A 23,389-nucleotide genomic window follows, 5' to 3' on the forward strand; every position below is an offset into this window, starting at 1 on the left:
CCATCCGTACGCTCGATTTGCGGGTTTATTACTTTTATTACTAGGCGCTGCGCGCTGCCTTCATTTCCGCGTCGATGCGCAGGAGACCGGAGCCATCCTCACCTACGATGCGCAGGCGATCCAGGATCTCCTTCACCATCGCGACCTCATCAACCTGTTCGGCGAGGAAGGAATCGATCAGTGGGCGGGAGTCGTAATCCTTAGTTTCAAAACCAAGCTCCGCCAGGTGGTGGATCTTCGCAGAGATCTTCTCCTCGTGTGCCAACGCCGCTTCGAAAACCTCCACAACGGTGGTTGCCGCGATCTGAGGCGCTGGGATGGACTGCACCTGAGGCACCACATCGCGCGCTGCCAGGTGGTCAGCGAACTGTTGCGCGTGCAGGTTTTCCTCGGCGGCCTGGGCGCGGAGCCAATCCCGGATGCCGGAAAGGCCCAAACTGTCAACAATGTAGGACAGCTGCAAGTACACCAGGGATGCCTCGAGCTCGGCGGTTACTTGGTCATTCAGCGCTGCTGCTAGTTTTTCATTAATCTTCATGCTGCACAGCATACTTGAAAACGGCTCCAGCTAGCAGGCACCTGGTGTGCCAATGGCAAAACCCCCGACCTTGCGACCGGGGGTTTCTTATGCTGTGCGCCCGGAGGGATTCGAACCCCCAACCTTCTGATCCGTAGTCAGACATTGGTGCGAATCATGCTACACTTCATGCAGCAATTCAACGTGAATGTTGTTGCATGGATTCCACTGGGTGCCACCAAGACCCATACCGTTTGCACCACTTTGTGCGACACCTAGCAACCCATGCAGTGCGACACTAAGGAAGGGGCAAACGATGGCGATAGCAACAGCAGGGTCACTTTGGCGCGACGAAAAACGCGGCCTGTGGATAGCCGAAATCTGGTGCGGGTACGACCCAGTAACAGGCAAAGCAGTTAGGCCTCGCGTCACGTCGAAGGACAAGAACGAGGCAGTCAGAAAGCGTCGGGACAAGATCAAGAAGATCAACGATGGCACCGAGATCCCCGGCAAGTCCATGGCATTCGAGAAGTGGGCAGGCAAATGGCTGGATGAAATTGCCGTGAAGAAGGTGGACGTGAAGACGATGCGCTCCTACCGGTCATGCGTCCGATGTCATTTAGTGCCAGCGTTCGGGAAGATGAAGCTGGACAAGATCACGCCTGACCATATTCGCGCCATGCACCGAGCTATGGAAGATAAGGGCCTATCTTCACGTTCGATTAACGCAGCGCACAAGCAGTTGTCCGCAATGCTCAAGGCGGCGGGGCGTGACGGCAAGATGGGCAAGAATCCGTGCGACATGATGGACACTCCGAAGATCGAGCAGAAAGCAGTGGATCCATTCTCACTTGCTGAAGCGCGCGCGATTATCCGGTTCTTGTCCGAGCGTGAGCCTGCAATGGCTGCTCGCTGGGCTTGCGCCCTGCTGCTGGGCACGCGCCAGAATGAGACGCTGGCGTTCACCCGTGATGTGGTCGACCTATCGAATGGCCTGGTCACTGTGGATAAGCAGCTCAAGGAAATGACCGTGAAGCACGGGTGCGGAACACAAGTGGACGGCAAGTGGCCGTGTGGCCGCGTTAAGGCTGGGAATTGCCCGCACATGGTGTTCGATGTGGACTCGCACATTCACTTTGAGCCGGTGGATGGGGTGCTGGCGTTCACATTCCCGAAGTCTGAGGCTGGCAAGCGCGTGATGCCATTGCCCCGCGTGCTGTGGAATGCGCTTGAGTGGCACATGAGGGAGCAATATGTGCCGAATGAGTGGGGTCTGCTGTGGGTGAATGAGCGGGGCAAGCCGATCCGAGCTGGGGCAGATTCGAGAGCGTGGAAGCAGTTACTCAAGGATGTGGGCGTCAGTCCTAAGAAGCTGCATGCTGGCCGTCACACGATGGTGTCCTTGATGCTGGATGATGGTGCTCCGTTGGATTTGCTGTCACCGTTTGTTGGACACTCGAGCGTGGCTACGACCCGGATCTATGCGCATGCGTCGATTGATGCGATGCGGTTGCAGATGGATCGTTTAGGGCGTGAGTTGGAGAAGTGATGTTCGAATAGTGCCGTCTTTTTGTTCGAACACTGTCATGATGGTTCGGGTGGTTTCGGGGCGTTGTTCCGGCCATTCGAACCATTCTTTTTTGAGTTGGTCGAGTGTGGAGTTTTTTGCGTGTGGGCCGCGTTCGAACGCGCCTGTTTGCGGGTAAATGACGAGGTCAACTGTCGATATTAGGCTTTCTAACTGTTGGAGCATTAGACGTGTCCTGTTCATGGAATTGCTCACGAATGGATTGAATGAGGTTCACGACGAGTCTAACTTCTTGGGCGGACAAGTCGGATACGTCTAGCTTAGTTGGGCGCACATATTTCGCAACTATGTTCGAATCACGGAATGCCTCATTCAAGACTTCGCCCACGTCAGCACCAGCAGACAAAGCAATTTTCGAAAGCGCATCGGGGGCAATAACAACCGGTCGGCTCACCCCACCCTCAACAATGACACCAGCCTCAACGCGACCGATCCAAGAGCGGGAGACGCCAACAATGTCAGCAAGCTGCTGCTGGCTCATGCGGGTTGCCTTGCGTGCGTCCCGGATAAGTGCGCCGGCACGTCGCATTTGTTGCTTCAATTGCGCTTCATTGTCCATAGACCTGAGTGTAACGAACGAATATTGTCACTGACCAGCAGGAATGGGTTTTGTTAGGTGCTTCATTTAACTGCATTGTTGTAATTACATTCCATGCACCACTTTCTTTCACGTGTTTGCTGCATGAACTGTTGCATGGGTGGCGGTCTCGTGTTAATATTCATTTGTGCCACAAAAGACAACATGGCACCCAGTGGCACTAAATGGCACTAAGTAAAGGAGGTAGCTCTGTGACGCAACCGATGACCAAACCGCGCATCATGTACACGCGCGAACAAGCAGCGGAAGTGCTGTCGATATCCACAAGCCAGTTGGACGAATTCAGACGGGCTGGATTGATTTGCGCCGTCAAATTCGGTGGGCGCGGCATCCGCTTCCTACACCAAGAACTAGAGGACTTTGCGAACAGCCTCCCGGCAGCATAAAGCCCTGTGCACTCGATTCACCACAAATCTCAAACGCACACAGGGCAAAGGCCCACCCAACAACCACGAAGGGGAACCACTATGGATGTTATCACACCACCAATTAAGGCTGTTCCGCTCGAACCATTCCCCGATGGGAGCATCGAATGGCAGCAGCAGCGCCAATCCGGCATCGGATCCTCGGATGCCAGCGTCATCATGGGCATGTCCAACTTCGAATCCCCATACAGCCTGTGGGAGATCAAGACCGGACGCGCACCACTCAACCCACCACGCGACCAGCGACAGGAAGAACTGTTGCGTTGGGGTCACCTGCTCGAACCGGTGATCCGTGAGGAAACCAGCACTCGCCTAGGCGTCAGCATCATCAAGCCAGACACAGCTTTCCAACACCACGAACGCGCATGGCAGCGCTGCAACCTCGACGGCTGGTCAACCGATGGGCGGATCTGCGAATTCAAGAACACTAGCTTCTTCATGCGCAAAGAATGGGTCGGACAGATCCCAGACCACGCCGAGATCCAAGTCCACCACAGCGCAGCAGTCATCGACGGCGTGGAGCGCGCGATTGTCGCAGGCCTAATTTCAGGCAACGAGCTGTCCATCTTCGAGATCACCATCAACCGGAACGTGGTGGACATGATCATCGAGCAGGAAGCGCGCTTTTGGGAGTGCGTCACGTCGGACACTCCCCCGCCTATTGACGGGCACGACCGTACATACCAGGCGCTTACCCGTGAACTCACGAACGGCAAGGGCTGGAACGAGGTGGGCGGTAAGGAAGCACGCGCCCTAGTGGAGACCTACTGGTCAGCACACGAACGCGAAAAGGCAGCAAAAGCCGACAAGAACACCGCCCGCAACAAACTCGCAGCGATGTTTGACGGCCACGAAGCCATCGCAACCGGCGAAACCGTGTGGGCGAAAACCACACGCGGCCAACTCAACATGACGAATCTCGCAGCAGAACATCCTGAATTGGTCGAACGGTACACCCGCCGACTCCCAACCTTTGACCTGGACGCATTCAAAGCCGAACAGCCAGAGGCCTACCGCCAATTCCAAACCATCAAGATCACCCCACAGAAACTCAAGGAGACCCACTAATGTCCGCAAACCTCGAACAGCGCATGTCCCAGCAGATCCAGCAGCAAGCACCGGAACAACGACGCCCAGCCACCCTGGCAGACCAGATCAAGTCCATGGAGGCACAATTCCAGTTGGCGATGCCTAAGGGCATGGAAGCGCAGCAATTGGTGCGCGACGCCCTCACTTGCTTGCGCCAGACTCCACAGCTCGCACGCTGCACGCCTCAGTCCGTCCTTGGTGGACTCATGACCTGCTCCCAACTTGGGCTTCGCCCAGGCGTGCTTGGCCACGCGTGGCTGATCCCGTTCAAGAACCGTGGTGTCGATGAAGCACAGTTGGTCATCGGATACCAGGGATTGGTGGAGCTTGCGCACCGTTCCGGTCAGATCAAGTCGCTGATCGCCCGCACCGTCTATGCCAACGATGATTTTGAAGTTGATTATGGCCTGAACGACAGCCTGGTTCACCGCCCGTGCATGGATGGGGAAAAGGGCGATCCAATCGCCTACTACGCGGTGGCGAAGTTCAACACCGGCGGGCACGCGTTCTACGTCATGAGCCACTTCGAAATGTTGGAATACAAGCGTAAGAACGTGAAGATGGGCAAGTTCGGCCCATGGGTGGATCACTTCGAATCTATGGCTCACAAGACCTGTGTGCGTCAGCTTGCTAAGTGGATGCCGAAGTCCACTGATCTTGCGCGTGCTATCGAGCAGGACGGAGCCGTGCGTGAAGACGTGAGCCAGGTCGCTATCGACTATCCGGTGCATGTCGATTCTGCAGAGCCTGCAGAGGAAGCCCCAGCTATCGACGGCGAAGTGATCGAGGAACCAGCGGCCTAACCCCGCGCCACGCCCGCAAAACAACCCTGGGGGAGATGCTCAAGTGTCTCCCCCACTTTTCATAGGAACACAAGAATGACCACCACAGACCAGAAGCTAATCCGACGCCAAGCACTGCAAGTCTTGACAGAAATGCTCGACAAGTACGCAGATGGCGGTGCCTACGAGCCAGTTACGGAGTTCTTTTGTAATTACGTCATTGTCAACAGCGACGAACCACACGTTCAGAGCATGTGGCAAGAATTCTACGAAGCATGGGACCTAGGGAGCCGGTATGCGTAACTACGCTCAGATCCAGCTGGAGATCTGGAACAACAGCGGTTTCCGCGCCCTGTCCGGTAACGCTCAGCGCCTTTTCTTCGTCCTGCTGTCCCTCCCCTCCCTGAACCACGCTGGGGTGGGTGATTGGAGGCCTAAGCGCCTAGCTAAGTTGTGCTCGGACTGGACGGTTGATGATGTGGAAGAGGCCGCAGGTGAGCTTATCCATGGGCTTTTCATTCTCATTGATGAAGAGACGGAAGAGTTTTTGATCCGGTCGTTCGTGCGGAATGATCCGTTGATGAAGCAGCCGAATATGGCTACTGCGATGGCTAAGAAGCTTGCTGAGGTGGGGTCGAATGAGCTTCGTGGTGTTGTTGTTTTTGAGCTTAAAAGGCTTCGTGTTGATGATCCGTCGTTGCCGGGCTGGAAGTCGAAGTCTGCTCAGAATTTGTTGAATCAGGTGTCTGTTGACCCGTCGGTTTACCCGTTGGGTGATGGGTCTGTTAAGGGGTCTGAAAAGGGGTCGGTTAAGGGGTCAGTTAACCCTTTGGGGAACCCATCGGGAAAGGGGTCTAGTGAGGGGTCTGAAAACCCTTTAGGCACCCCTTTATCGAAGGGGTCTGTTAAGGGGTCTGAAAAGGGGTGCCCTACACCTGCACCTACACCTAACACCTATACACCTGCACCTATTGATTTGGTCGAAACAAGTTCGACCCCAACCCAAGACGATCCGGCGGTTGCCGACAGCAACGAATCGACCCCTGAGCCTGAGCCGCCGAAGCAACCACGGGGCACGTATTTGCCGGAGGATTGGGAGCCGTCACCGGAGGCGTGGGCGAAGATGGCGGCTAAGCATCCTGGGGTGGACATTGGGCGTGAGACGGAGCGGTTCAAGAATTATTGGCTCGCGGCATCGGGTCAGAATGCGAGGAAGCGTGATTGGACGCGGGCGTGGTACAACTGGCTCGACCGTGCGACGCCTGTTGCACAGGTGCATCGCCCGGCGCGCGCACGCAACACAGTCGAGGCGTGGCTTGGCCACCCACAGCAGCCAACACAGCAGGGTGGTGTGATCGATGTTTAACCAAGCGTTGATTGAACACTACCGGGAGGTCGCGGCGAAGGTGCTGGTGATGTGCAAGGACATCAACCCGCGTTTCCCTAGCCCTGAGAACAATCCGAACATGGCGAACGCGTGGGCGACGGTGTTTAGCCGGTATCCGGTGCCTGCCGGGGCGTATTACGAGGCTGTGGTGGATTTTTTCGCGCATGACACCGAGGGGGAGGTGCCGACGGCGGGGCAGATCGTGAAGCATTGCAAGCAGGTTGTGGCGCGGTGGGAGTCTGAGCCGGCTCGCAGGCAGCAGCTCACCCAGTGGCGTGAAGCCAGGCGTGATGCGCGGGATGCGGCGATTGCTGCAGGGACGTTCAGGGGAGCGCTTGCGACACCATCGACGTCGGAGCCTGTGGGTGATTTGTCGCCTGCTGGGTTCATGGCCATTTTGGAGTCGAAGCGGTGAGTGCGCGCATGGGTTGCGCATGGTGCGCTATCAACCGTAGGCTTTACGGCCATCACAAAGTTCCACTACCTGCACTTTTTGCCCGCCATGTCGCATAGCTTGCGCATCATGCGCGCTTGATGTAACATTGAAATCACAGACGGAGCCACCACCTCCACCCAACAACCACCAAAGGAAAACCATGAACACCATCCGCAACAACCACCCAGCCCTCGCACAAGCCATCTACACCACCGGCGCCAACCCCACCGGCTCCGGCGTTGACCTCAACAAACTCGAAGACCTCGTTCTCGAAGCAGCCACCCTCATCAACCCGGCCCTCGCGGACACTATCGCCGAAAACCTTCGCTACGGAGCCACCCTCGAAATCTCCACCGGCGACTGGTTCGACAAAGACATCCAAGTCGAATGGGAATTCATGCCACACAACAGCAAAGAGACTGAACTCGGATGCGGAACCTTCGAAGAGTTCCTCGGAGAACCAGCCGACATCATGATCAGCATCGGCTTCAACGAACTGGTAGACACCCCACTAGCCAACCAGGAGGCAGCAGCCTAACAAAAGCATTGGGGGGGGCGCGCATCCACCACCACGCGCACCACACCACCGAAATAACCACCAAAGGAGAACCCCCACAATGGGCACCTGGAACACCCTCACCGAAGAACTGCAAGACCAGTTCAACGACATCGCCACCGTGCAGCGCATTCCACTCGACAAATGCATCATCAACAAAAACGATGGCGTGCACTACATGACCGCGGATAAAAGCCGCGAAGCAGGTGGCGGGACGCTGCGACACACGTTGTATGCATCCAGTGCAGACGGGAAAACCATCGATAGATGTTTCACGATGATCACCTACCTGCGTGAAGGCGAATACCACAAAATCTTGGAGTGGTCACCGCTCTCAGTGGGTATTCCCCGCCACACTGTGGAAAACATCGTTGAAATGTTTTTTCAGCAAAATAACATCGAACCACTGGAGGTGGCATAACAATGGCATACACCACGATCGTCGGAACCGTCGGTAAAGACCCGGAACTTAAGTTCACCAACAACGGCAAGGCCTACACCCGCGTGGGCATTGCCTGGTCTGAGCGGGTGAAAGATCGCAACGGTAACTGGGATGACGGCCCCACCGTGTGGGTGTCCGCCACAGTGTTCGGCAAGCAAGCCGAAAACCTTGCGGACAGCATCACCAAGGGTATGCGGGTCGCAGCAACCGGGCATCTGAAACCGGAAACGTGGGCCTCGCAGCAGGGGGAACAAACAGTGTTCACGATGGTGGCTGACACGATCGCCCCGGAACTGACGTTCCACACCGCTGCGTTGACGAAGCCAGCTGCGCAACAGCAACCACAGCAGGATGTGCGGAACAGTGCCCCACCAGCTGGAGGGAATGCCACCGATGATCAGCCACCGTTCTGACACTATGCCCACACAGGATCGCTTCACCACCCAGCAGGCCGCCGACATTCTCGGACTTAGCCGGATGACGTTGTGTCGGTGGCGTCGATCAGGAATCGGCCCGCCGTGGGTGCGGGTCAGTGAGCGGAAGATTATCTACCCTCGCCGTGAGTTTTACGCGTGGGTTGCTGAGAACCGCGCCAACTAACCACTTGCAGGGGCGCGACTGCTTTAACGCGCACCACCACACCACCCAATAACCACCAAGGACAAACCGCCAATGGCGAAGCTCACCAAACAAGAAGCAAAACTACACGAACAGGCCGAAAAACTGTTAGAAAAGGACACGCTGACGTTCGACGACAAACTGTTCATCCTTGAGCACTGGCAGGAATCAGCCACCAACGTCAACTCAACTCACGGCGCGTTCTTCACCCCATGGGGGTTAGCATCCGAGTTCGCCATGGAAGCCAGCTACCACCGCGACGCTCGCATCATCGACCTGTGTGCAGGCATCGGCGCCTTGTCGTTGGCGGTGCTGGACTTACACAAACACCGCAACATCACCCTGGACATCGTGTGCGTGGAAATGAACCCCGAATACGTGGCCGTCGGCAAGAAGATCGTTCCCGAAGCAACCTGGATCAACTCTGACGTGTTCGACCTCCCAGACCTCGGGCGCTTCGACATGGCGATCAGTAATCCCCCGTTCGGGAAGATCAAAACCGACCACAAGCCACCCCGATACAAGGGCGCTGAGTTCGAGTACAAAATCCTCGATCTAGCAGGCACTATAGCCGACACCGGCGCATACATCATCCCCCAGGGTTCAGCACCGTTCGCTTTCTCAGGCAAGCAGTATTTCGACCGCTGGGAGCAGCAGAAATACAAGAAATTCCACCGGGAAACCGGCATCCACATCGACATCGGCTGTGGCCTAGACACCAACCAATTCCGCGACCAGTGGAAAGGTGTCTCCCCCATCGTCGAGGTCTGCACCACCGAACATTTTTAGGACACCACCCAAATGACCGCCCGTAAACGAATCCCATTCAAAACCATGCTCAACACCCGCCCCCGACCTCCAACTCATGGCACTCATGCGCTACTGGTGGCTCGACACCGAACCGGGCCGTCACCGCAAGGCATAGAGCCGGCCCCCCGGGGGTGCGCATCGGAAAAATCAACGCACACACCACACCACCGAAATAACCCAACACCTAGGAGAAAACCATGCGTAAAAACACCACCACCCCACAGAGAACCAGCCTGCACCAGTCACTGATCGACTTTGCTGGCGGGGCTGTGTTCGGGTCCCTGATCGTTCTGATCCTCGCCCTCGCCGCGTTCTAGCTCATGACCACCCAGCTTGCGTTGTTTGCTGCGTCGGGGCTGATCTGCCCCTGGTGTGGTGAGTCCAGCCCCACCCCGTACATGCACCGCATCAATCACAGCCACGTAGCAGGCACGGATCTGTGCACCACACTGCTGCTGCGGAAAAGACACAAGGAGAACCCACGATGAAAGCAATATCCCTTGGAGCTAAGCCCAACACCCCCTCGGGTTGTTTGCTTCGGTGTCCGCGTGGTGTGAAGAACACCCTCGAGACGTGGGAACAAGACATGCCCATTAATGATGCGATTGCCGCGTTCATGCTCACCAAGAATTTGATTAAGCCCGGCCAATCCGGTGGTTGGGCGCTCACAAAGTTCGGGCAAAACGTCCGAAAGAACCAGTTGAACCAGTTGAAAGGAATGGACTAATGGCCTGGGAAGAACCAGAAGAGATGGACAGGAATTTTTACCGCGACTTTGGGAAGAAGAAGACGCGGACACGGATTCAGACCTCGCCTATGAGCTTAGGAAGGACGAACGATGAGCAAGCATTTTGAACTGACAGATGAGACGATCACGACGCATGGAAGGATGTTGCGTCGGATTAGGGCTACACGCGACCTCTCTCAGCATTGTGTGAAGGCCGGTGATTTAGGGGGGTTTGTGGAGTCGGAGGATAATCTCGCCGGTGACGCGTGGGTGTCCGGTGACGCGTGGGTGTCCGGTGACGCGTGGGTGTCCGGCAACGCGCGGGTGACCGGTGACGCGCAGGTGTCCGGCAACGCGCGGGTGACCGGCAACGCGCGGGTGACCGGTGACGCGCAGGTGTCCGGCAACGCGCGGGTGACCGGCAACGCGCGGGTGACCGGCAACGCGCGGGTGACCGGTGACGCGCAGGTGACCGGCAACGCGCGGGTGACCGGTGACGCGCAGGTGACCAGCAGTAGGCACGTCCTGACTCTCTCCCCAATCGGGGCAGAAAACCAAACCGTCACGCTCTGCAAAACCACCACAGGGCACACCCTAAAAGTCGGATGCTGGACAGGCACAGCCGACACCCTCATGGAAGAAGTCGCCCGCAGACGCGAAAAATACTGGGGCGACAACGAAACCCGAAACCAGCTCCTCACCAGCGAATACGAGTCAGTTCTTGTCCTGGTACAGAACCGGATCAAAGAATGGGAGATTGAGAGTGTCTAAGCAAATCCTGATCGACGAAGAAATCCTGCGGGAATTGTTGTGGGAGAAACCCAGCGAATGGGCGAAGAAGGAGGCCCGTAAAGCACTCACCCCACCACCCGCCGTCGGCACCAAATGCACCCACGAAAAATGGGGCAACGTGATCGTGCTTGATGTGCTGGATAACAGCATTGTCACCGTGTTTGCGAAAGACCGTAACCCGGAACTAATCACCCTGGACGTGTCCGAACTCAAGTTCCACCCCACCACGCTTTTCACCGTGTCCGAGTTTGAGGCCGCCCCTGAGGGCACGATCGTGGACAATGCCAGCGCCATGATGCACCTACGAATGAAAGACTCAGGTTATTGGCTTTGTGACGACGAAGGGAACCTAAACACCAGCACAGAAATGCCGAAATACGGCCCGTGGTACGTCATCCGATGGGGGCAAGGCAATGGCGTGGCGTAAAAGCAAAGCTATCCGTAAAGCGTGGATTAAAGACGGGCGCCCGTTTTACATCGGCTGGGGGGTGGTGGCCCGCCGTGGCCCGGTGTGGACACTGGAAGGTAAAGAACACATCGAAATCAATAAAATTTTTACCGAATTGGAAGGCAAACAGATGACACTCCCACCGCTGGAAGAGTTGAAGCAGCTGCAACAGCAGGCCACACCAGGGCCGTGGAGGTGCGACGGCGCGGGGTTCATCACCGCGTGCGACCATGAGGATGATGACCTCGCCACCCGCGTGATCGACATCAACCGCTACTGGGAAAACCAAGACTGTAACCGGCCCGTTGATTTTCAGCTCGCAGCCCTCGCCCCCGCCTTGTTGGCTGAGGTGATCCGCATGCGTGAGCGGGTAGCCGATGCGCGGGATATGGCCCGGCAACTGTCCGAAAACCCCACCATCATGACCACCGAACAACACCTGTTCGCCGACATCGCCGACGAACTCGACGAAACCTTAGGAGAACACCAATGACCAACTTCATCACTGAACTGAAAAAAATCAGCCCAGCCGTCCAAGCACTCTACAATGCAGCAGATTCGATGGACAATCTCGCCACACTCGACACCTGGCGTGGGAACTCACATGAAGAAATCCGCGGCTTGCTCACAGCACTAGCAGACGCAGCAAGCATCACCGCCGAAGCCCTCACCGGCGACCTAAGGGACTCATCACACATCAGCACCAACACATACCTGCCAGTGCTCGCGGGATCAACGGCAGCGCTCGCCCGGTTCTACACGGCAGCGGTGCGGGACGCTGCGGAAGCCACAAACCCCAAAATGCTCAAAGAACGGTTCGGGGAATCAAGCGACCTCAACGACTCGTGGCATTACTACGCTCACGTGGCGGCGTGCGCAGCGGTAGGCGTGTACCCCGATCTGTCCAACAAATTACGGAACGCGGAGTTTCGGGCAAGGCGCAAGTACCGGGCCAAGGAGAATTACCGCGAATCCGCGCTGAAAGCAGAAAAGCAGGTCGAAGACCTCACGAAGGAAAACCGCATGCTACGGGCGCTCATCGCCGGGCACGGCAAGAAGGAGAACCCCCAATGACACCAGAACAAGCAGCCGACCTGCTGGAACGCCTGAAGCAGGCCACCGCCATCAACGACCAGGTATACGCCGAAACGTACAACGCAATAATCCCCATGCTAGAAACCATCGCGGGCCTGGAATGGGAATACAGCTCCCAGAGGCTGGATATTTCCGGCGGGTGGGTGCAATTCACCCAATGGCACAAAAACCTCGCAGTAGTGGAACACGCGGCAAACCTGAAAGCACAAAACACCACAAAAGGTAAAACCCGGATCGTCCGCCGACTGGTCAGCAAACCACAGCCGATAGGAGACAACCAATGACCACTCATACCGAAGCGGTACTAGATTTTATCCCCGATATGGCGCAGGAACTACCCAGCCTCGTTTCAGGGGAGCCGACCACTGTAGACCGTCTCATGCTCGCAGCGTCGGTGTGCGGGTGGATTACCGACCTGCCAATGGACGACGACCGCGAAGGCTGGCCGGTCAACACCAGCAGCGCCAGTGAAACGTCCATGATCTCGGCACTAACCACAGGCGATATTTTCATCTACAAGCACAACCCAGACAGCGACACCGACCATTTCGCTATCGGGTTAGCTGATCTGCCAGCGGAAACATTGGCCGACCTCGGACGCGCCTTTATCAACGCAGCCATCGCCAAACACGAACAGGAGCGCACAGAATGACTTACGCATGGAGAGTTGAGCGTGACCGCAACGCATACAGCGGCGAGCTGATGCCCGGGTGGGTAGTCAAGAGCCTGGAAGATGGGGCGCTCCCCTCATACAAAGTCTGGTGGACGCACGGGCACTTCGACACCTGGCAGCAAGCCATGGCAAAAGCTGATAAGGAGTCCCGCACCAGAACCGTCACACTCCCAGCTGACCCACGCCACGCGGGCCGGTTCAGCCTCCGGGTCAAGCACCACGCATACGGCACCGTGATCAAAATCCAAAGCCTAAAAAGCACCCAAAACCTCGTAGTGATAAAGGAAGAAGCCGAAGCCCTCGCCCTCGCCCTACTCACACACGCAAAGGACAGTGGCAACAAATGACAAACAACATCGGCACCATAAGACCTAAAGGCTGGGCGGGGGACGCGTGGGTAGTTGAACAATACAGCCAGGTTTTCGACATGTTCGTGCCGGTAGACGTGCTTTTCTTCAACCCAACCGCCGACTACCGCGACATGGACGGCTACCGCGTACGCCGGGCCACCGTCACAATGGAGGAATAATGAACAACTTAGAAAAAGCCGCCGAAAAATCCGCAACGCAATCCACAACCCAGGCCCACACCCCGATCATCTTCACCGACCAACACGGACGCGAACGATACGGGGCCGCCATGATCCGTGAAAACAAAATGACCATCCGGCTCGCCGACTCACCCAGTGAAGCCGTTGAACTCGCGGAAATCATCAACCGGCAGACGCAATATGGCAGCCCAAAATAACCCCCTGAGCAGGCATAAACCACGGTTGTGCCCGCACCCGGAGAAACGGAAATTTTTAACCGCCCGGCAAGCAAAGAACTGTGCCCGCCGGGTCGCTAAATTAAAACTCACCTTCGAACACCAAGTTGTTAAACAGCACCCATACCACTGCCAGTGTGGCATGTGGCACCTGGCGACGGTAAAGCATTAAAACATTGCGCGCTGCGTCATATGAAGCATGGTATGCTGCATGATATGGCAAAACCCCAGCGTGCGCCATGCGAAAAAGTGTCATGGCATGTTGATCCCAGCCCCGAAACTATCGATGACGCGATTGAGATGTGTCGGGGCTGCTTCATGCTGCGAGAGTGTGCCCGGCGCGCCCTGGTTGCCGGGTCGTCGCTGGATGGGTCGTGGATCCACCCGGCGAACGGGGTCGTGCAGGCCGGTGTGCTGTGCACGGATGACATGCAAACAGCTGAGGCGTTGGCTGAGATTGCGGGGATGGAAGTGCCAGCCTACCGGGACAAACGCCCACGGTTCGCCCCACCCAGTGAGTGCGTCACCTGCAAGAAACCCATGGTCGTACGCCCACGTGACGGCACCGACACGCCACCTGGGTATGTGAATCACATGGCGCACGGTCAGTGTCAGGCGTGCTACGCGCGGAGGAAGCGCTTCCAACGCAGCCAGGAACGGCTACGGAAGCGGCGCGAAGAAGCCCGCAAGCGTGGTTGGGATAGGAGAACGAAGTGAGATACGTGCTCGAACTCCCATTCACGGCGCCACCACTATCTATGAATGATCGTGGCGCGTCGAAGGGTGCGGTGTTCGCTAAGGCAGCGAAGAACAGGGACATTTTCAACACTGTTTTGTTGCTGGCTAAGGCAGCGCGGTTGCCGAAGAACCTTGAAAAGGTTGCGGTGCAGCTCCACTACCTCCCGAAGGACAACAGGCGTCGTGACACCGACAACCTCACAGCGTCAGCGAAACCCATGTACGACGCTTTGAGCGCCGCTGGTACTGGCAAGCAAGCAGGCTACGGGTTGGTTCCCGACGACGACCACCTGCACATGGCGAAACCAGAACCAGTCATCCACCACCACCATAAAGGCCAACAACCACGAATGTGGCTCGAAATAACCACGGAGACACCACAATGAACAACTACCCACTCCCCGACACAGTGCGCGCATTGTGCTCAAAGCACGGAATCACCGGCCCAGATGCGACCACCATGCACCGATCATTCGTGAACGCGATCCTCACAGCGCCTGCCGATGACATCAACGCCCTCGGTTTCCGCTATCTAACGCCAGGTGGGAACTACCTCGGCACTGTTGCCGTCATGCAGCAGATCAAGGGTGCCGCAGAAAAGATCGGGCGCGACGCGTACCTGGAAAAGGCAGCACCCGTGTTCGGCAGTGATGCAATCCGCCTTGTTGTTATCGCATTGGAGGAACCATGCGCATAACAGCGAAGCCCGTAGACGGCACCATCCACCTCACAATAGGCGGCAACACTTACCGGCTCAGCAACGAGCACGCCATGAAACTTGCCGAACAACTCAGCACCGCCGTCACCAAAAACAGTGAGCCGGTCGAACGGTCGAAGTCGTGGCAGGAATACCACGACGAACTACACGACCTAATGGACAGCATCTTTAAGAAACCAGGAGCACACCAATGAAACGCATTCTTGTAATTACAGCACTGGCATTCGCCGGGGCAACACTCACCGCATGCGGGGCACTCAACCCAACCGAAGGCCTCACCTCGGGAACCGTCCAGCTTCAAGACGGGCGACACGTCGAATGCGTCATCGTGCGAGCAGACGGTGGCCTGTCCTGCGATTGGGGGAACGCAAAGTGACCACCGCACCGAACTTCGATGACGAACCACAGCTCAGGTTGTGGATTGAGTGGGTCAAGGCGACTACACCGAACTGTCCGTGAGCCGGGACGAATACTACGACCTCATGGAAGCCAGTGTGCGTGGCGCCTGGGTAGAACTCACCGTTGACACCATCCTCGACGGCACCCTCACTTCCACCGCCTGCCACATCAACACACGCCTGATCCGCCAATTTCATGTGGAGGAACCAAATGTTTAAACGCAACCACCCAGCAGGCCGTGACCTTGTGAAGATCGAACGCCGCTTGCCGGGCCGCAAGTGGATGCGCGTGTTCTGGAACATCACCAACCCAGTAGAAGCGGAACGCAAACTCGCCGAAATCGACCAGATGCGCACCGCCGAACTGAAACAAGACCGCTTGAAAGAACCCTGGGAATTCCGCGTCACACCACTCAAGGAGACACAACCATGCTGAAACGCCTCATCCTCAAATGGCTCGCCCCAGAAATCGCCAAAGCAACCCAAACCAACATGCGGGCACTCGCAGCGGTCACAGCAGCGCAAGTAAACATCGAATACGCCCAAGCACGCCTTAATGAGGCCATGCGCAAAGCCAAGCAGTCCCAAATCTTCTCTGAAGAAGCACAAAGGCTCATGAACGAAGGGGAAAGCAAGTGAAGATCCTCGTTTGGTCGAAAACTGATATTGAGTGCCAGCAGTGCCGGATCACGAAGCACCAACTAAAAAAGCAACGCATCCCACATGAGGTGTTGATGCTCGCAGACCACCCGGACAAGGTGTCCGAGTTCAAGGATCGTCAACTGTTCGCAGCCCCGGTTGTGCAAGTGTTGGCCGATGGCGGTGCCGAACTGGACATTTGGTGCGGGCTGAGGCTGGAAAAGCTCGACAAGCTCGCCAGGGACTACCACGGGGCCGCCGTATGATCGCCTTTGCCTTGTTTTCTACCGCTGCGTTAGTTGCTGGTGCTGTGCTCGCCTGGCAACTGGACTAAGGAGGCTGAACTTGTCGCTTGCTGACGCGTTCACAAAGAGTGTTGAACCGCCAAAGCCCAGAGGTGGTGTGGTGGTGGCGTGGCTCGACTCACTGAACGATGAGGAATTCCGGGAGACGCTGCATAGGTATGCGTGTTCCGGTGGGGTGAAGCGTGACGCTTTCCGGTTCGCTGTCCAGCATGGGTATGAGGGGTCTGAGGCACAGTTTTGTAAGTATCTGTTGGAGGTTGAGAGGGGTGAGCGGTAGTGGGGTTGACTGAGGAATTCCTGTCTCAGCCTGTGGGTGTGGAGCCTGAATACACGCCTAAGACTGAGTTCGACGGTGTTAGCGGGTTTATTCAGACCGGGCCACGTGGTGAGGTCACGGACGCGGATCACGCCGACATTCTGCGTGAGTGTGGATATGACCCGTCGAAGGTGCGGATCGTGGGGAACCCGCGTATCAGCCGTTGGCAGCGGTTCGATGGGGAATGGCTGTCTGCTTACCGCTTCCACATTGAAAGCACCGAGAGCATCCCGGCGTGGAACCTGGACGAACTCATTGAGGTTGCCAAAGCAGCTAGTTTCAAACAATGTTTGAAAGAACCAGGTGACGGCACCATCCGCGTCCTACAAGTCGGAGACCTGCAGCTAGGCAAACGGGAGAACGGCCCCGATGGTATCGGTGACCTACTCAAGCGGTACATGCGCACCCTAGACGCGTTTGTGGAAACCATCCAGCCAGGACAGCCCGTGCTTGTCGCGCATGTCGGTGACTGCATCGAAGGCATCGTGTCCCAGGGTGGCAAGAACCAGGGCTACCAGACACCGTTGACTGGGACGGAGATGGTGCGTGTCTACCGACGCCTTCTTATGGAGACGGTCACGACGATTGCCCCACACACCAATGAGCTAGTCGTGGCCGTGGTCAATGGGAATCACGATGAAGCCCAACGCCAGCTCAACACGAAACCCGGTGATGGGTGGGCAACCGAATCAGCAATCGCAGTCAAAGACGCTTTGGAGCTTGCCGGTGGATACGAGCACGTCCGTGTTGTGGTGCCACCTGAGCGTCAAGGCCACCTCACCACCAAAGTCGGTAACACGATCTTCACCATCATGCATGGCCACCAACTCCCCCGCCCCGGTGGATGTGCGGGCGCGGAAAAATGGCTCAAGGATGCCGCGTTCTACCAGCAACCCGCAGCCGGTGCCCATTTTGTGTTGTTCGGACACTTCCACCAATTCCAAGCACTCACCTCAGGGCCTCGCACGTTCCTGTGCTCCAACACCTACGACGGCGGCTCTGACTGGTTTGCTGAGCACAACGGCGGTGCATGGCAACAACCATTCGCCACCGCATTCACCACCCACGGTGGCCAACTACTCGATTTGCAGCCGATCTAGTCCACCATTTGAGCAACACAAAGGACACCACATGAGCCGAATGCTAGGAAACATGCCGTCGCGGGCGTTTTGCCATTGTTGCAACGAACCGTTCAAAACGAAGAAGGCCGCTCGAAAGATCGAGGAACGGCAATGGCGCAAAGACATGTGGTGCGAAACCGACAGCGAACAGCCAATGACCCCATACCACCATTTCAACACAGAAGAATCCGCATGATCCCGCTTATCCTCGCTTCCGCCCTCATTGCGTGGGCATACGTACACGAATTGGAGAACCGACCATGAACGACAACGAACGCCTAGATCTGTTCCGAGGCAGTGCTGAGGAAGAAGCAGCCCACCGACGCGAAGTAGACACCCAGTGGTGTGACCAGGGCGACCCAGACGAACTAGCAGCCGAATGGGGCGAAACCTTTACGACACCAAATGCGGAAAAGTGGCTGCGTAAACACGGCTTCAAACCAGGAACACCAGTGACAGCACCGAACCCGCAGCCACTACCTGACGGCACCACAAGCACATGCAATGAGTTCGCTGGCAAGCCATACATCACGCTACGAGCCACATGGCCCCCGCAATCTTGCCCCGCCTACTACCAGTTCCCGAACGGTGTACAAGTCGCGGACATCTCAGAGCACCTCACCAGCAACGGCGGGCAAGTTGTCCAATACGTCGCCAGATCAACCCGTCTCGACGGACTAAATAAAGGCGAAGTGCTGAAAGACCTCATGAAAGCCCGCGACCTGCTCAACCGCGAGATCCGACGCATACAGGATGCGCAATGACCGACAATACGACCCGGCGCGCGATGCGCCTGCAGGCCGAATACGAGCGACGCCAAGCATCGCGGTTCATGGCGCACACACCCAGGCCATGGGGACGCATCAGCCAGCCAGAACGCGACGAACACATCGGCATCACACGCGCCGTTTTGAACGGTGAAACCAAGTACAACGGCACGAAAATCCCCGCATGGGCACGAATGATCATCGAGGAACCACTATAAAACACTACAAGCACTGGGATTGTGTCATCATCCCCACAGGTGACGGGAAATGCTTCCTCATCCACCTACCCACATGGACAAAACTGTACCGGGATCGCATAGAATACCGCGACCTTTACCGGGGTATGAGTCGGCCCCGCGTCCCATCAGACAAAAACAAGACCTTCACCCCACGCAAAGGCCATGGTTGGAATGATGTGCACTACCAGCTGTTCACGGTGGAACAGGCCGAAAGAGTTGCTGAGGATATTGCGTGTGGTGACCCGCTGCCAGCGGTAACACTCCCCTTGTCGCACCATGATCTTACGCAGGTGTGGCCGTTCTTGAGTGATCTTTTAGGAGATTTGATTATATGAGCTGCGAATACGAGTTTTTCAACAACGAACCACCAAACAGTCTCGCAAGTATCGCCGAAAACTATTGCTCCGGCCAGCTAGACGAAGGCGACATCATCACCGACGCAATCATCATCGGCTACGCCACCAACCCTAACCACCCCGACGAACACGCCATCGTGGTTAATTCAGGTGAATGCAAGGACAGGGGGTGCATGGTGTACATGCTGGAAGATGCGCAACACTCCATCCTCAACACCAGGTAAAACCACTACTAGCGGGATTTGAACGACCCTAGCGTCGGGTCATCCCACGCACCGTTAACCAAATCATCGTGTCTATCGTGACACACGAACGTGTTAGAAGCGCGAATATATCGGCGCACAATCCCTGGATACATGGGGCTAGTTTCCGTGATGATAGCATCTTCATTTTTGCCGTCACGTAACGCCTGACAGTATTCTTCCGCGTCCTTTAATCGATAATCGGCACCGTATTTATCGGCCATCTCCATCCTCACATAGGCCACCTGAATATCTGAGTTCTCGCGCAGGAGCGGGGCCGGCTCAGGCTTGGAGCACCCGGTGAGTGCGAGGGCTGCGACTAGGGTGGTAATGATGATTCGTTTCATGCCCTCAGTCTATCCCCTAGCCAACCCCTGTGGGCTGTAATGGTGCGGGCATGACACTTACACCTGTTGCAAGTTTGAAGTTTTTCCCGGGTAATGCGCGCCGGGGTGATATCGACACGATTTGCGAATCCTTGGAACAATTCGGCCAGTACAAACCAATCGTGGTCAACAAAGGTACGAAAGCCACGGAATACGCGGACACGATCCTCGCAGGCAACCACACCTGCATGGCTGCACAGCGCCTGGGGTGGGATGACATTGATGTCCATTGGGTGGATTTGGATGCTGCGACGTGTCGCAAAGTTGTGCTAGTCGATAACAAGGCTAACGACAATTCCAGCTACGACGTGGAAGCATTGACCGAATTACTCAAGTCTGTGGATGACCTCGACGGCACCGGCTTCACAGACGAAGAATACAACGCCATCCTCGAAGCCCTCGACGGCGACAACGACGAAGAAGAAGAGCCAGAGCGCAACCCACAAACCGTGGAAGGCATCGGATTGTTGGTGAACTGCTCGGACATCGCCGAACGTGAAGCGCTGAGGGCTGAACTGTTGTCGCGTGGCTTCGAAGTCGGCGACGCCTAAAACATAAAAACCACGCATTTTTATAAATAAGCACCACACTCTAATCCGGCAAGATATTGCCTATTCCACCAATCCTTGTCAGATTAGGGGGTGCCTAATCCACCAATCGGCAAGAAATTACCGGTTCTTGAGGAACTCGTTCACCGCATCGAAGCTGCGCCGTGCTGCAAGTTCGCCGTCGATGTGGAAGTCCTGACCGGCGGCAGGCCCACACAAATCGGACACGGCCCGCAAAGACACCCAAGGAACACCAGCAGCGAAGCAGGTTTGTGCCATGGCAGCGGTCTCCATGTCGGTGGCGATCGCATCCGGGAATTGCTCGCGTGCTTCGTCCACGTTTGCTGCGGTGATGAAGGCGTCGGCGGAGATCACGCGGCCTGTCTTGTGCTCCATTGGAAGCTCAGGAACTGGTTCAGATTCATAGGATTCCGGCATGCCTGGCACCTGCCCGGGTGCGTAGCCGAAAGCGGTGGCATCGGCACGCGAGTAAATCGCATTCGTCGCCACAGCAATGTCGCCGACCTCAATGTCCTTGTGTAAACCACCGCACGTGCCCGCAGCGATCACCAGCTTCGCCTCCGGGGCCAGCATCAAAGCACGGGCCGTACCCGCAGCCGCATTCGCGAGACCGATGCCGGTGACACTCACGAGATAGTCCGGGCCGAAGTGAAACTGCTGGTTGCCGATTCTTTCAGCGCGGTGTTCAACGGGAAGCTCGCTCAGGAAAGGTTTGGCCTCCATCTCCATGGCGCACTGGATGATGATCATAGTTGTTTCCTCAATTCCTGTTCAATCTGATTGCCTGCGTCGCCACGTGCTTCGCGGAAACGCCGATCATAATAATCGATCATTTCACGATCCTTGTGCCCGGTCATGGCGATAATATCCGCGTCTGCGATTTCGAGTTGTCTAGCAAATGTCACGAACGATCTGCGAAGAGAATGCGGGGTGATTCGCTGTTCACACCCACATTGTTCGGCAAGGCGTGTGACAATTCGGCGGGCAAGCTCTGGGCGCATGCGTTTACCGTTGCTGCGAATCAACGCGCCCGTTGACCGCTTGACAAGCAACTCAAGCACTGCGTCTCCTGCAGCCTGTGGGAGGGCAACAACATCGGTGTGCCCGCCTTTGCGGTGCAGCCTGCACAACACACGATCACCACGACGCTCAACATCTGCGACGTCAATGTCCAACACCTCCCTCAACCTTGAGCCGGTCAGCAGCAACAAGAGCACCAGGCACTTGTGATCCGGTGGCAGATCAATCGCAGCTTGATAGAGTCGGCGCATTTCGTCAGGGGTGGCGAACGTCCCAGGCTCTGGCCTACCAACCCTCACATTTCTCAGGTCGGCAGCGTGGTTCGATTCGGTGAAACCGTGGGCGAAGCACCACAAGTGAAACGACCGCAAAGCCTGCGCATAACTGCGCGCTGACTTTGGAGGCATGGTTCGCAGCCAGCTTTCCATGTGCACCGTGGTCGCCTCCCACGGGTCAAGACCTGTGGTGTCACACATGTGGAACCACCGTTTCAAACAGTTCAGATAGTTTTGCCCGGTGCTGCGTGGATAAGTTTGCGCGAACAGGGCTGCTGCTTGTTCTGGTGCCATCACCCAATGGCCACGCCCCCACGGGATCGGGTCTAACGACGCCACGCCTGCACCCGCTCAGTTTTCAACGGCAAACCTTCCGGCCCGCGCACATGCGGGGTGACGAACACTGGTTTCACGAACTGCCTGCCTGGCCCCACTCGTTGTTGGCGCCAGTGCCCGCGAACCATCCACCTGTGCGTGTGCTCCACCTGGCGTGGCTCCTTCGTGTGATCTGCTCGCGGTGGGGTTGCCAGGCGTCGCAGCTCGATCACCTGCACCGACTCAGCAGACTTCTTTGCTCGCTTCGCGCTGGTTCCCCCTGTGGCTTTCGCTCGCCTCGTTGTTGCCACAGTTGGCTGCTGTATGAGCAGCCACGAGCACCCCAACACGTGGATGATGTGTGCAGCGTGCCGGTCAACGAGCTGCACGCTTGCTGGGTCGAATGCGGCCCATGCGTCGGTGGTGAACACACCAATCTCCCGCATGCCACGCCACACGCCACCATCCTTAGACTGCCCGAACATGGTCAGGTTTAAATGTCCCTGGTGATTAATCGACCAGTGCACAGCCTGCACTGGCAACAACTCTTCCAACCCAGCCATGCCGACCGGCTCCGACCACACCATGAACCCAGTCTTAGCGGGCCGAACAACCCCAGGAGTCCACGGAGGCAACGAATCAGCAGTGTGAACAGCAAGCGCCGTCATGTCAGCCGACGCCCACCACAACCCAGCTTTCCGCAAAGTTGCCACATGCTGCTGAGTCTCCACAGAACCACGCTGCAACAAGGGAATGCGCCGGTTCGCCTCCACCGCAGCAGCCCTGAACTCCGGCAGCTTGAAAACGGGAATCAAGGCTCCACCCATTCAGGAACAAGCTCAGGATTAGTCAGCATCGCATGCCCAACAAGCATGCGCCACCATGATGCCGGAAGCTGACGCCCATCCTGCGAGATGTGGAACCCATCCCTCCACATCGGGACTGTCCCGGAATGCTGGTCGAGTTTCTCAAGCCACGCGAGCGAGTCATTGGTGAGAGTATCGAGTTCAACAACAGCCCATGCCGGTGCCGTGGTTGCCTCCCAGCGCTGCACGACTCGAAGGCTGCAGGCGAGGAAGTCGGCGAGGTCTTTGGCGGACATGCCGAAGGCTTCGCGAAGTGCGCGCAAGTGCGCCCCTGTGATGCTGTCAGCGTCGGTGGGGTCTGTCATTGCGCGGGTGGTGTCGAGGCGCTGCATGGTGTGGGGTGGTGGTGTGAATGTCATTGCGTGCTCCTG

Annotated in this window: 44 protein-coding genes; 37 read left to right on the forward strand and 7 right to left on the reverse strand. The window is 56.9% G+C overall.

Features of this window, described 5'->3' with window-relative positions; all coding sequences use genetic code 11:
• Nucleotides 1-40: 40 nt before the first annotated feature.
• A complete protein-coding gene (locus tag HW450_RS06485; RefSeq protein WP_182387147.1) occupies nt 41-538 on the reverse strand; it encodes a ferritin in 498 nt (165 codons plus the stop codon).
• 295 nt (nt 539-833) lie between these two features.
• Here HW450_RS06485 and HW450_RS06490 point away from each other — a divergent pair, with 295 nt between their 5' ends.
• Nucleotides 834-2,066: a tyrosine-type recombinase/integrase gene (locus HW450_RS06490; protein ID WP_182387148.1), complete on the forward strand. Its 1,233-nt coding sequence runs from the start codon at nt 834-836 to the stop codon at nt 2,064-2,066.
• 166 nt (nt 2,067-2,232) lie between these two features.
• Here HW450_RS06490 and HW450_RS06495 read toward each other — a convergent pair whose 3' ends face one another.
• On the reverse strand, nt 2,233-2,664 hold the full coding sequence (locus HW450_RS06495) for a helix-turn-helix domain-containing protein (protein WP_182387149.1): 432 nt from the start codon (nt 2,662-2,664) through the stop codon (nt 2,233-2,235).
• A gap of 230 nt (nt 2,665-2,894) precedes the next feature.
• Here HW450_RS06495 and HW450_RS06500 point away from each other — a divergent pair, with 230 nt between their 5' ends.
• The 35 genes from HW450_RS06500 to HW450_RS06670 all read left to right on the forward strand — a co-directional run bounded on the left by HW450_RS06500 (nt 2,895) and on the right by HW450_RS06670 (nt 19,569).
• Complete coding sequence (locus tag HW450_RS06500; RefSeq protein WP_182387150.1) at nt 2,895-3,089, forward strand: helix-turn-helix domain-containing protein; 195 nt, start codon at nt 2,895-2,897, stop codon at nt 3,087-3,089.
• 81 nt (nt 3,090-3,170) lie between these two features.
• Nucleotides 3,171-4,196 carry a YqaJ viral recombinase family nuclease gene (locus HW450_RS06505; RefSeq protein ID WP_182387151.1) on the forward strand — a complete coding sequence of 342 codons (1,026 nt, stop codon included), beginning with the start codon at nt 3,171-3,173 and terminating at the stop codon, nt 4,194-4,196.
• A complete protein-coding gene (gene recT, locus HW450_RS06510) occupies nt 4,196-5,020 on the forward strand; it encodes a recombination protein RecT (RefSeq protein ID WP_182387152.1) in 825 nt (274 codons plus the stop codon). The genes HW450_RS06505 and recT overlap by 1 nt, the downstream gene beginning before the upstream one ends.
• A gap of 75 nt (nt 5,021-5,095) precedes the next feature.
• The gene (locus tag HW450_RS06515) at nt 5,096-5,302 is read left to right on the forward strand and encodes a hypothetical protein (protein ID WP_182387153.1); all 207 of its coding nucleotides are present in this window, start codon (nt 5,096-5,098) and stop codon (nt 5,300-5,302) included.
• Entirely contained in the window at nt 5,295-6,365 is a 1,071-nt protein-coding gene (locus tag HW450_RS06520; RefSeq protein WP_182387154.1) for a hypothetical protein, read from the forward strand. The genes HW450_RS06515 and HW450_RS06520 overlap by 8 nt, the downstream gene beginning before the upstream one ends.
• Nucleotides 6,358-6,801: a hypothetical protein gene (locus tag HW450_RS06525; RefSeq protein WP_182387155.1), complete on the forward strand. Its 444-nt coding sequence runs from the start codon at nt 6,358-6,360 to the stop codon at nt 6,799-6,801. Before HW450_RS06520 ends, HW450_RS06525 begins: the two co-directional genes overlap by 8 nt.
• 181 nt (nt 6,802-6,982) lie before the next feature.
• Nucleotides 6,983-7,360, forward strand: a complete 378-nt coding sequence (locus HW450_RS06530; protein WP_182387156.1) for a hypothetical protein — start codon at nt 6,983-6,985, stop codon at nt 7,358-7,360.
• A gap of 79 nt (nt 7,361-7,439) precedes the next feature.
• On the forward strand, nt 7,440-7,799 hold the full coding sequence (locus tag HW450_RS06535) for a hypothetical protein (protein ID WP_182387157.1): 360 nt from the start codon (nt 7,440-7,442) through the stop codon (nt 7,797-7,799).
• Between the two features lie 2 nt (nt 7,800-7,801).
• Entirely contained in the window at nt 7,802-8,233 is a 432-nt protein-coding gene (locus tag HW450_RS06540) for a single-stranded DNA-binding protein (RefSeq protein ID WP_182387158.1), read from the forward strand.
• Nucleotides 8,214-8,420 carry a helix-turn-helix transcriptional regulator gene (locus HW450_RS06545; protein WP_220463913.1) on the forward strand — a complete coding sequence of 69 codons (207 nt, stop codon included), beginning with the start codon at nt 8,214-8,216 and terminating at the stop codon, nt 8,418-8,420. Before HW450_RS06540 ends, HW450_RS06545 begins: the two co-directional genes overlap by 20 nt.
• 72 nt (nt 8,421-8,492) lie before the next feature.
• On the forward strand, nt 8,493-9,227 hold the full coding sequence (locus HW450_RS06550) for a methyltransferase (protein ID WP_182387159.1): 735 nt from the start codon (nt 8,493-8,495) through the stop codon (nt 9,225-9,227).
• Nucleotides 9,228-9,568: 341 nt separating this feature from the next.
• The gene (locus tag HW450_RS06555; RefSeq protein WP_182387160.1) at nt 9,569-9,736 is read left to right on the forward strand and encodes a hypothetical protein; all 168 of its coding nucleotides are present in this window, start codon (nt 9,569-9,571) and stop codon (nt 9,734-9,736) included.
• Between the two features lie 98 nt (nt 9,737-9,834).
• Complete coding sequence (locus HW450_RS06560; RefSeq protein ID WP_220463914.1) at nt 9,835-9,975, forward strand: hypothetical protein; 141 nt, start codon at nt 9,835-9,837, stop codon at nt 9,973-9,975.
• 111 nt (nt 9,976-10,086) lie between these two features.
• The gene (locus HW450_RS06565; protein ID WP_182387164.1) at nt 10,087-10,746 is read left to right on the forward strand and encodes a polymer-forming cytoskeletal protein; all 660 of its coding nucleotides are present in this window, start codon (nt 10,087-10,089) and stop codon (nt 10,744-10,746) included.
• Nucleotides 10,739-11,194 (forward strand): hypothetical protein, encoded by a 456-nt coding sequence (locus HW450_RS06570; RefSeq protein WP_182387165.1) that lies wholly within the window; start codon nt 10,739-10,741, stop codon nt 11,192-11,194. Before HW450_RS06565 ends, HW450_RS06570 begins: the two co-directional genes overlap by 8 nt.
• A complete protein-coding gene (locus HW450_RS06575) occupies nt 11,181-11,708 on the forward strand; it encodes a hypothetical protein (RefSeq protein ID WP_182387167.1) in 528 nt (175 codons plus the stop codon). The genes HW450_RS06570 and HW450_RS06575 overlap by 14 nt, the downstream gene beginning before the upstream one ends.
• Complete coding sequence (locus HW450_RS06580; protein ID WP_182387168.1) at nt 11,705-12,289, forward strand: hypothetical protein; 585 nt, start codon at nt 11,705-11,707, stop codon at nt 12,287-12,289. The genes HW450_RS06575 and HW450_RS06580 overlap by 4 nt, the downstream gene beginning before the upstream one ends.
• Nucleotides 12,286-12,594: a hypothetical protein gene (locus tag HW450_RS06585; protein WP_182387169.1), complete on the forward strand. Its 309-nt coding sequence runs from the start codon at nt 12,286-12,288 to the stop codon at nt 12,592-12,594. The genes HW450_RS06580 and HW450_RS06585 overlap by 4 nt, the downstream gene beginning before the upstream one ends.
• On the forward strand, nt 12,591-12,962 hold the full coding sequence (locus HW450_RS06590; RefSeq protein ID WP_182387170.1) for a hypothetical protein: 372 nt from the start codon (nt 12,591-12,593) through the stop codon (nt 12,960-12,962). Before HW450_RS06585 ends, HW450_RS06590 begins: the two co-directional genes overlap by 4 nt.
• On the forward strand, nt 12,959-13,330 hold the full coding sequence (locus HW450_RS06595; RefSeq protein WP_182387171.1) for a hypothetical protein: 372 nt from the start codon (nt 12,959-12,961) through the stop codon (nt 13,328-13,330). Before HW450_RS06590 ends, HW450_RS06595 begins: the two co-directional genes overlap by 4 nt.
• A complete protein-coding gene (locus HW450_RS06600; protein WP_182387172.1) occupies nt 13,327-13,512 on the forward strand; it encodes a hypothetical protein in 186 nt (61 codons plus the stop codon). Before HW450_RS06595 ends, HW450_RS06600 begins: the two co-directional genes overlap by 4 nt.
• Nucleotides 13,512-13,730, forward strand: a complete 219-nt coding sequence (locus tag HW450_RS06605; protein WP_182387173.1) for a hypothetical protein — start codon at nt 13,512-13,514, stop codon at nt 13,728-13,730. The genes HW450_RS06600 and HW450_RS06605 overlap by 1 nt, the downstream gene beginning before the upstream one ends.
• Nucleotides 13,731-13,964: 234 nt before the next feature.
• Complete coding sequence (locus HW450_RS06610; RefSeq protein ID WP_182387174.1) at nt 13,965-14,465, forward strand: hypothetical protein; 501 nt, start codon at nt 13,965-13,967, stop codon at nt 14,463-14,465.
• Nucleotides 14,462-14,872: a RusA family crossover junction endodeoxyribonuclease gene (locus HW450_RS06615; RefSeq protein WP_232843349.1), complete on the forward strand. Its 411-nt coding sequence runs from the start codon at nt 14,462-14,464 to the stop codon at nt 14,870-14,872. The genes HW450_RS06610 and HW450_RS06615 overlap by 4 nt, the downstream gene beginning before the upstream one ends.
• A complete protein-coding gene (locus tag HW450_RS06620; protein WP_182387176.1) occupies nt 14,869-15,183 on the forward strand; it encodes a hypothetical protein in 315 nt (104 codons plus the stop codon). Before HW450_RS06615 ends, HW450_RS06620 begins: the two co-directional genes overlap by 4 nt.
• Complete coding sequence (locus HW450_RS06625) at nt 15,174-15,398, forward strand: hypothetical protein (protein WP_182387178.1); 225 nt, start codon at nt 15,174-15,176, stop codon at nt 15,396-15,398. Before HW450_RS06620 ends, HW450_RS06625 begins: the two co-directional genes overlap by 10 nt.
• Nucleotides 15,395-15,580: a hypothetical protein gene (locus HW450_RS06630; protein ID WP_182387180.1), complete on the forward strand. Its 186-nt coding sequence runs from the start codon at nt 15,395-15,397 to the stop codon at nt 15,578-15,580. Before HW450_RS06625 ends, HW450_RS06630 begins: the two co-directional genes overlap by 4 nt.
• Nucleotides 15,581-15,629: 49 nt before the next feature.
• On the forward strand, nt 15,630-15,821 hold the full coding sequence (locus HW450_RS06635) for a hypothetical protein (protein WP_182387182.1): 192 nt from the start codon (nt 15,630-15,632) through the stop codon (nt 15,819-15,821).
• A complete protein-coding gene (locus HW450_RS06640; RefSeq protein ID WP_182387184.1) occupies nt 15,814-16,038 on the forward strand; it encodes a hypothetical protein in 225 nt (74 codons plus the stop codon). The genes HW450_RS06635 and HW450_RS06640 overlap by 8 nt, the downstream gene beginning before the upstream one ends.
• Nucleotides 16,032-16,241, forward strand: a complete 210-nt coding sequence (locus HW450_RS06645; RefSeq protein WP_182387186.1) for a hypothetical protein — start codon at nt 16,032-16,034, stop codon at nt 16,239-16,241. The genes HW450_RS06640 and HW450_RS06645 overlap by 7 nt, the downstream gene beginning before the upstream one ends.
• Nucleotides 16,238-16,507 carry a thioredoxin domain-containing protein gene (locus HW450_RS06650; RefSeq protein ID WP_182387188.1) on the forward strand — a complete coding sequence of 90 codons (270 nt, stop codon included), beginning with the start codon at nt 16,238-16,240 and terminating at the stop codon, nt 16,505-16,507. Before HW450_RS06645 ends, HW450_RS06650 begins: the two co-directional genes overlap by 4 nt.
• 354 nt (nt 16,508-16,861) lie before the next feature.
• A complete protein-coding gene (locus HW450_RS06655; protein WP_182387190.1) occupies nt 16,862-17,962 on the forward strand; it encodes a metallophosphoesterase in 1,101 nt (366 codons plus the stop codon).
• 281 nt (nt 17,963-18,243) lie between these two features.
• Nucleotides 18,244-18,747 (forward strand): hypothetical protein, encoded by a 504-nt coding sequence (locus HW450_RS13095; protein ID WP_232843201.1) that lies wholly within the window; start codon nt 18,244-18,246, stop codon nt 18,745-18,747.
• Complete coding sequence (locus HW450_RS06665) at nt 18,744-18,968, forward strand: hypothetical protein (RefSeq protein ID WP_182384884.1); 225 nt, start codon at nt 18,744-18,746, stop codon at nt 18,966-18,968. The genes HW450_RS13095 and HW450_RS06665 overlap by 4 nt, the downstream gene beginning before the upstream one ends.
• 352 nt (nt 18,969-19,320) lie before the next feature.
• On the forward strand, nt 19,321-19,569 hold the full coding sequence (locus HW450_RS06670) for a hypothetical protein (RefSeq protein WP_182384885.1): 249 nt from the start codon (nt 19,321-19,323) through the stop codon (nt 19,567-19,569).
• 8 nt (nt 19,570-19,577) lie between these two features.
• On the opposite strand, the gene HW450_RS06675 is transcribed toward HW450_RS06670, so the two are convergent.
• A complete protein-coding gene (locus HW450_RS06675; RefSeq protein WP_182384886.1) occupies nt 19,578-19,934 on the reverse strand; it encodes a lipoprotein in 357 nt (118 codons plus the stop codon).
• Nucleotides 19,935-19,984: 50 nt separating this feature from the next.
• Between HW450_RS06675 and HW450_RS06680 the strand changes: the two genes are divergently transcribed.
• Nucleotides 19,985-20,524, forward strand: a complete 540-nt coding sequence (locus tag HW450_RS06680; protein WP_182384887.1) for a ParB N-terminal domain-containing protein — start codon at nt 19,985-19,987, stop codon at nt 20,522-20,524.
• 117 nt (nt 20,525-20,641) lie between these two features.
• Here the strand turns inward: HW450_RS06680 and mtnN are convergent, their stop codons facing one another.
• From mtnN to HW450_RS06700, 4 genes are all read right to left on the reverse strand, one after another.
• Nucleotides 20,642-21,292 (reverse strand): 5'-methylthioadenosine/S-adenosylhomocysteine nucleosidase, encoded by a 651-nt coding sequence (gene mtnN, locus HW450_RS06685; RefSeq protein ID WP_182384888.1) that lies wholly within the window; start codon nt 21,290-21,292, stop codon nt 20,642-20,644.
• Entirely contained in the window at nt 21,289-22,038 is a 750-nt protein-coding gene (locus HW450_RS06690) for a tyrosine-type recombinase/integrase (protein ID WP_182384889.1), read from the reverse strand. Before HW450_RS06690 ends, mtnN begins: the two co-directional genes overlap by 4 nt.
• Before the next feature lie 125 nt (nt 22,039-22,163).
• Nucleotides 22,164-22,979, reverse strand: a complete 816-nt coding sequence (locus HW450_RS06695) for a hypothetical protein (protein ID WP_182384890.1) — start codon at nt 22,977-22,979, stop codon at nt 22,164-22,166.
• On the reverse strand, nt 22,964-23,377 hold the full coding sequence (locus HW450_RS06700) for a helix-turn-helix domain-containing protein (protein WP_182384891.1): 414 nt from the start codon (nt 23,375-23,377) through the stop codon (nt 22,964-22,966). Before HW450_RS06700 ends, HW450_RS06695 begins: the two co-directional genes overlap by 16 nt.
• Between the last annotated feature and the right edge of the window lie 12 nt (nt 23,378-23,389).

This window comes from Corynebacterium hindlerae, assembly GCF_014117265.1.
GTDB classification, from domain to species: domain Bacteria; phylum Actinomycetota; class Actinomycetes; order Mycobacteriales; family Mycobacteriaceae; genus Corynebacterium; species Corynebacterium hindlerae.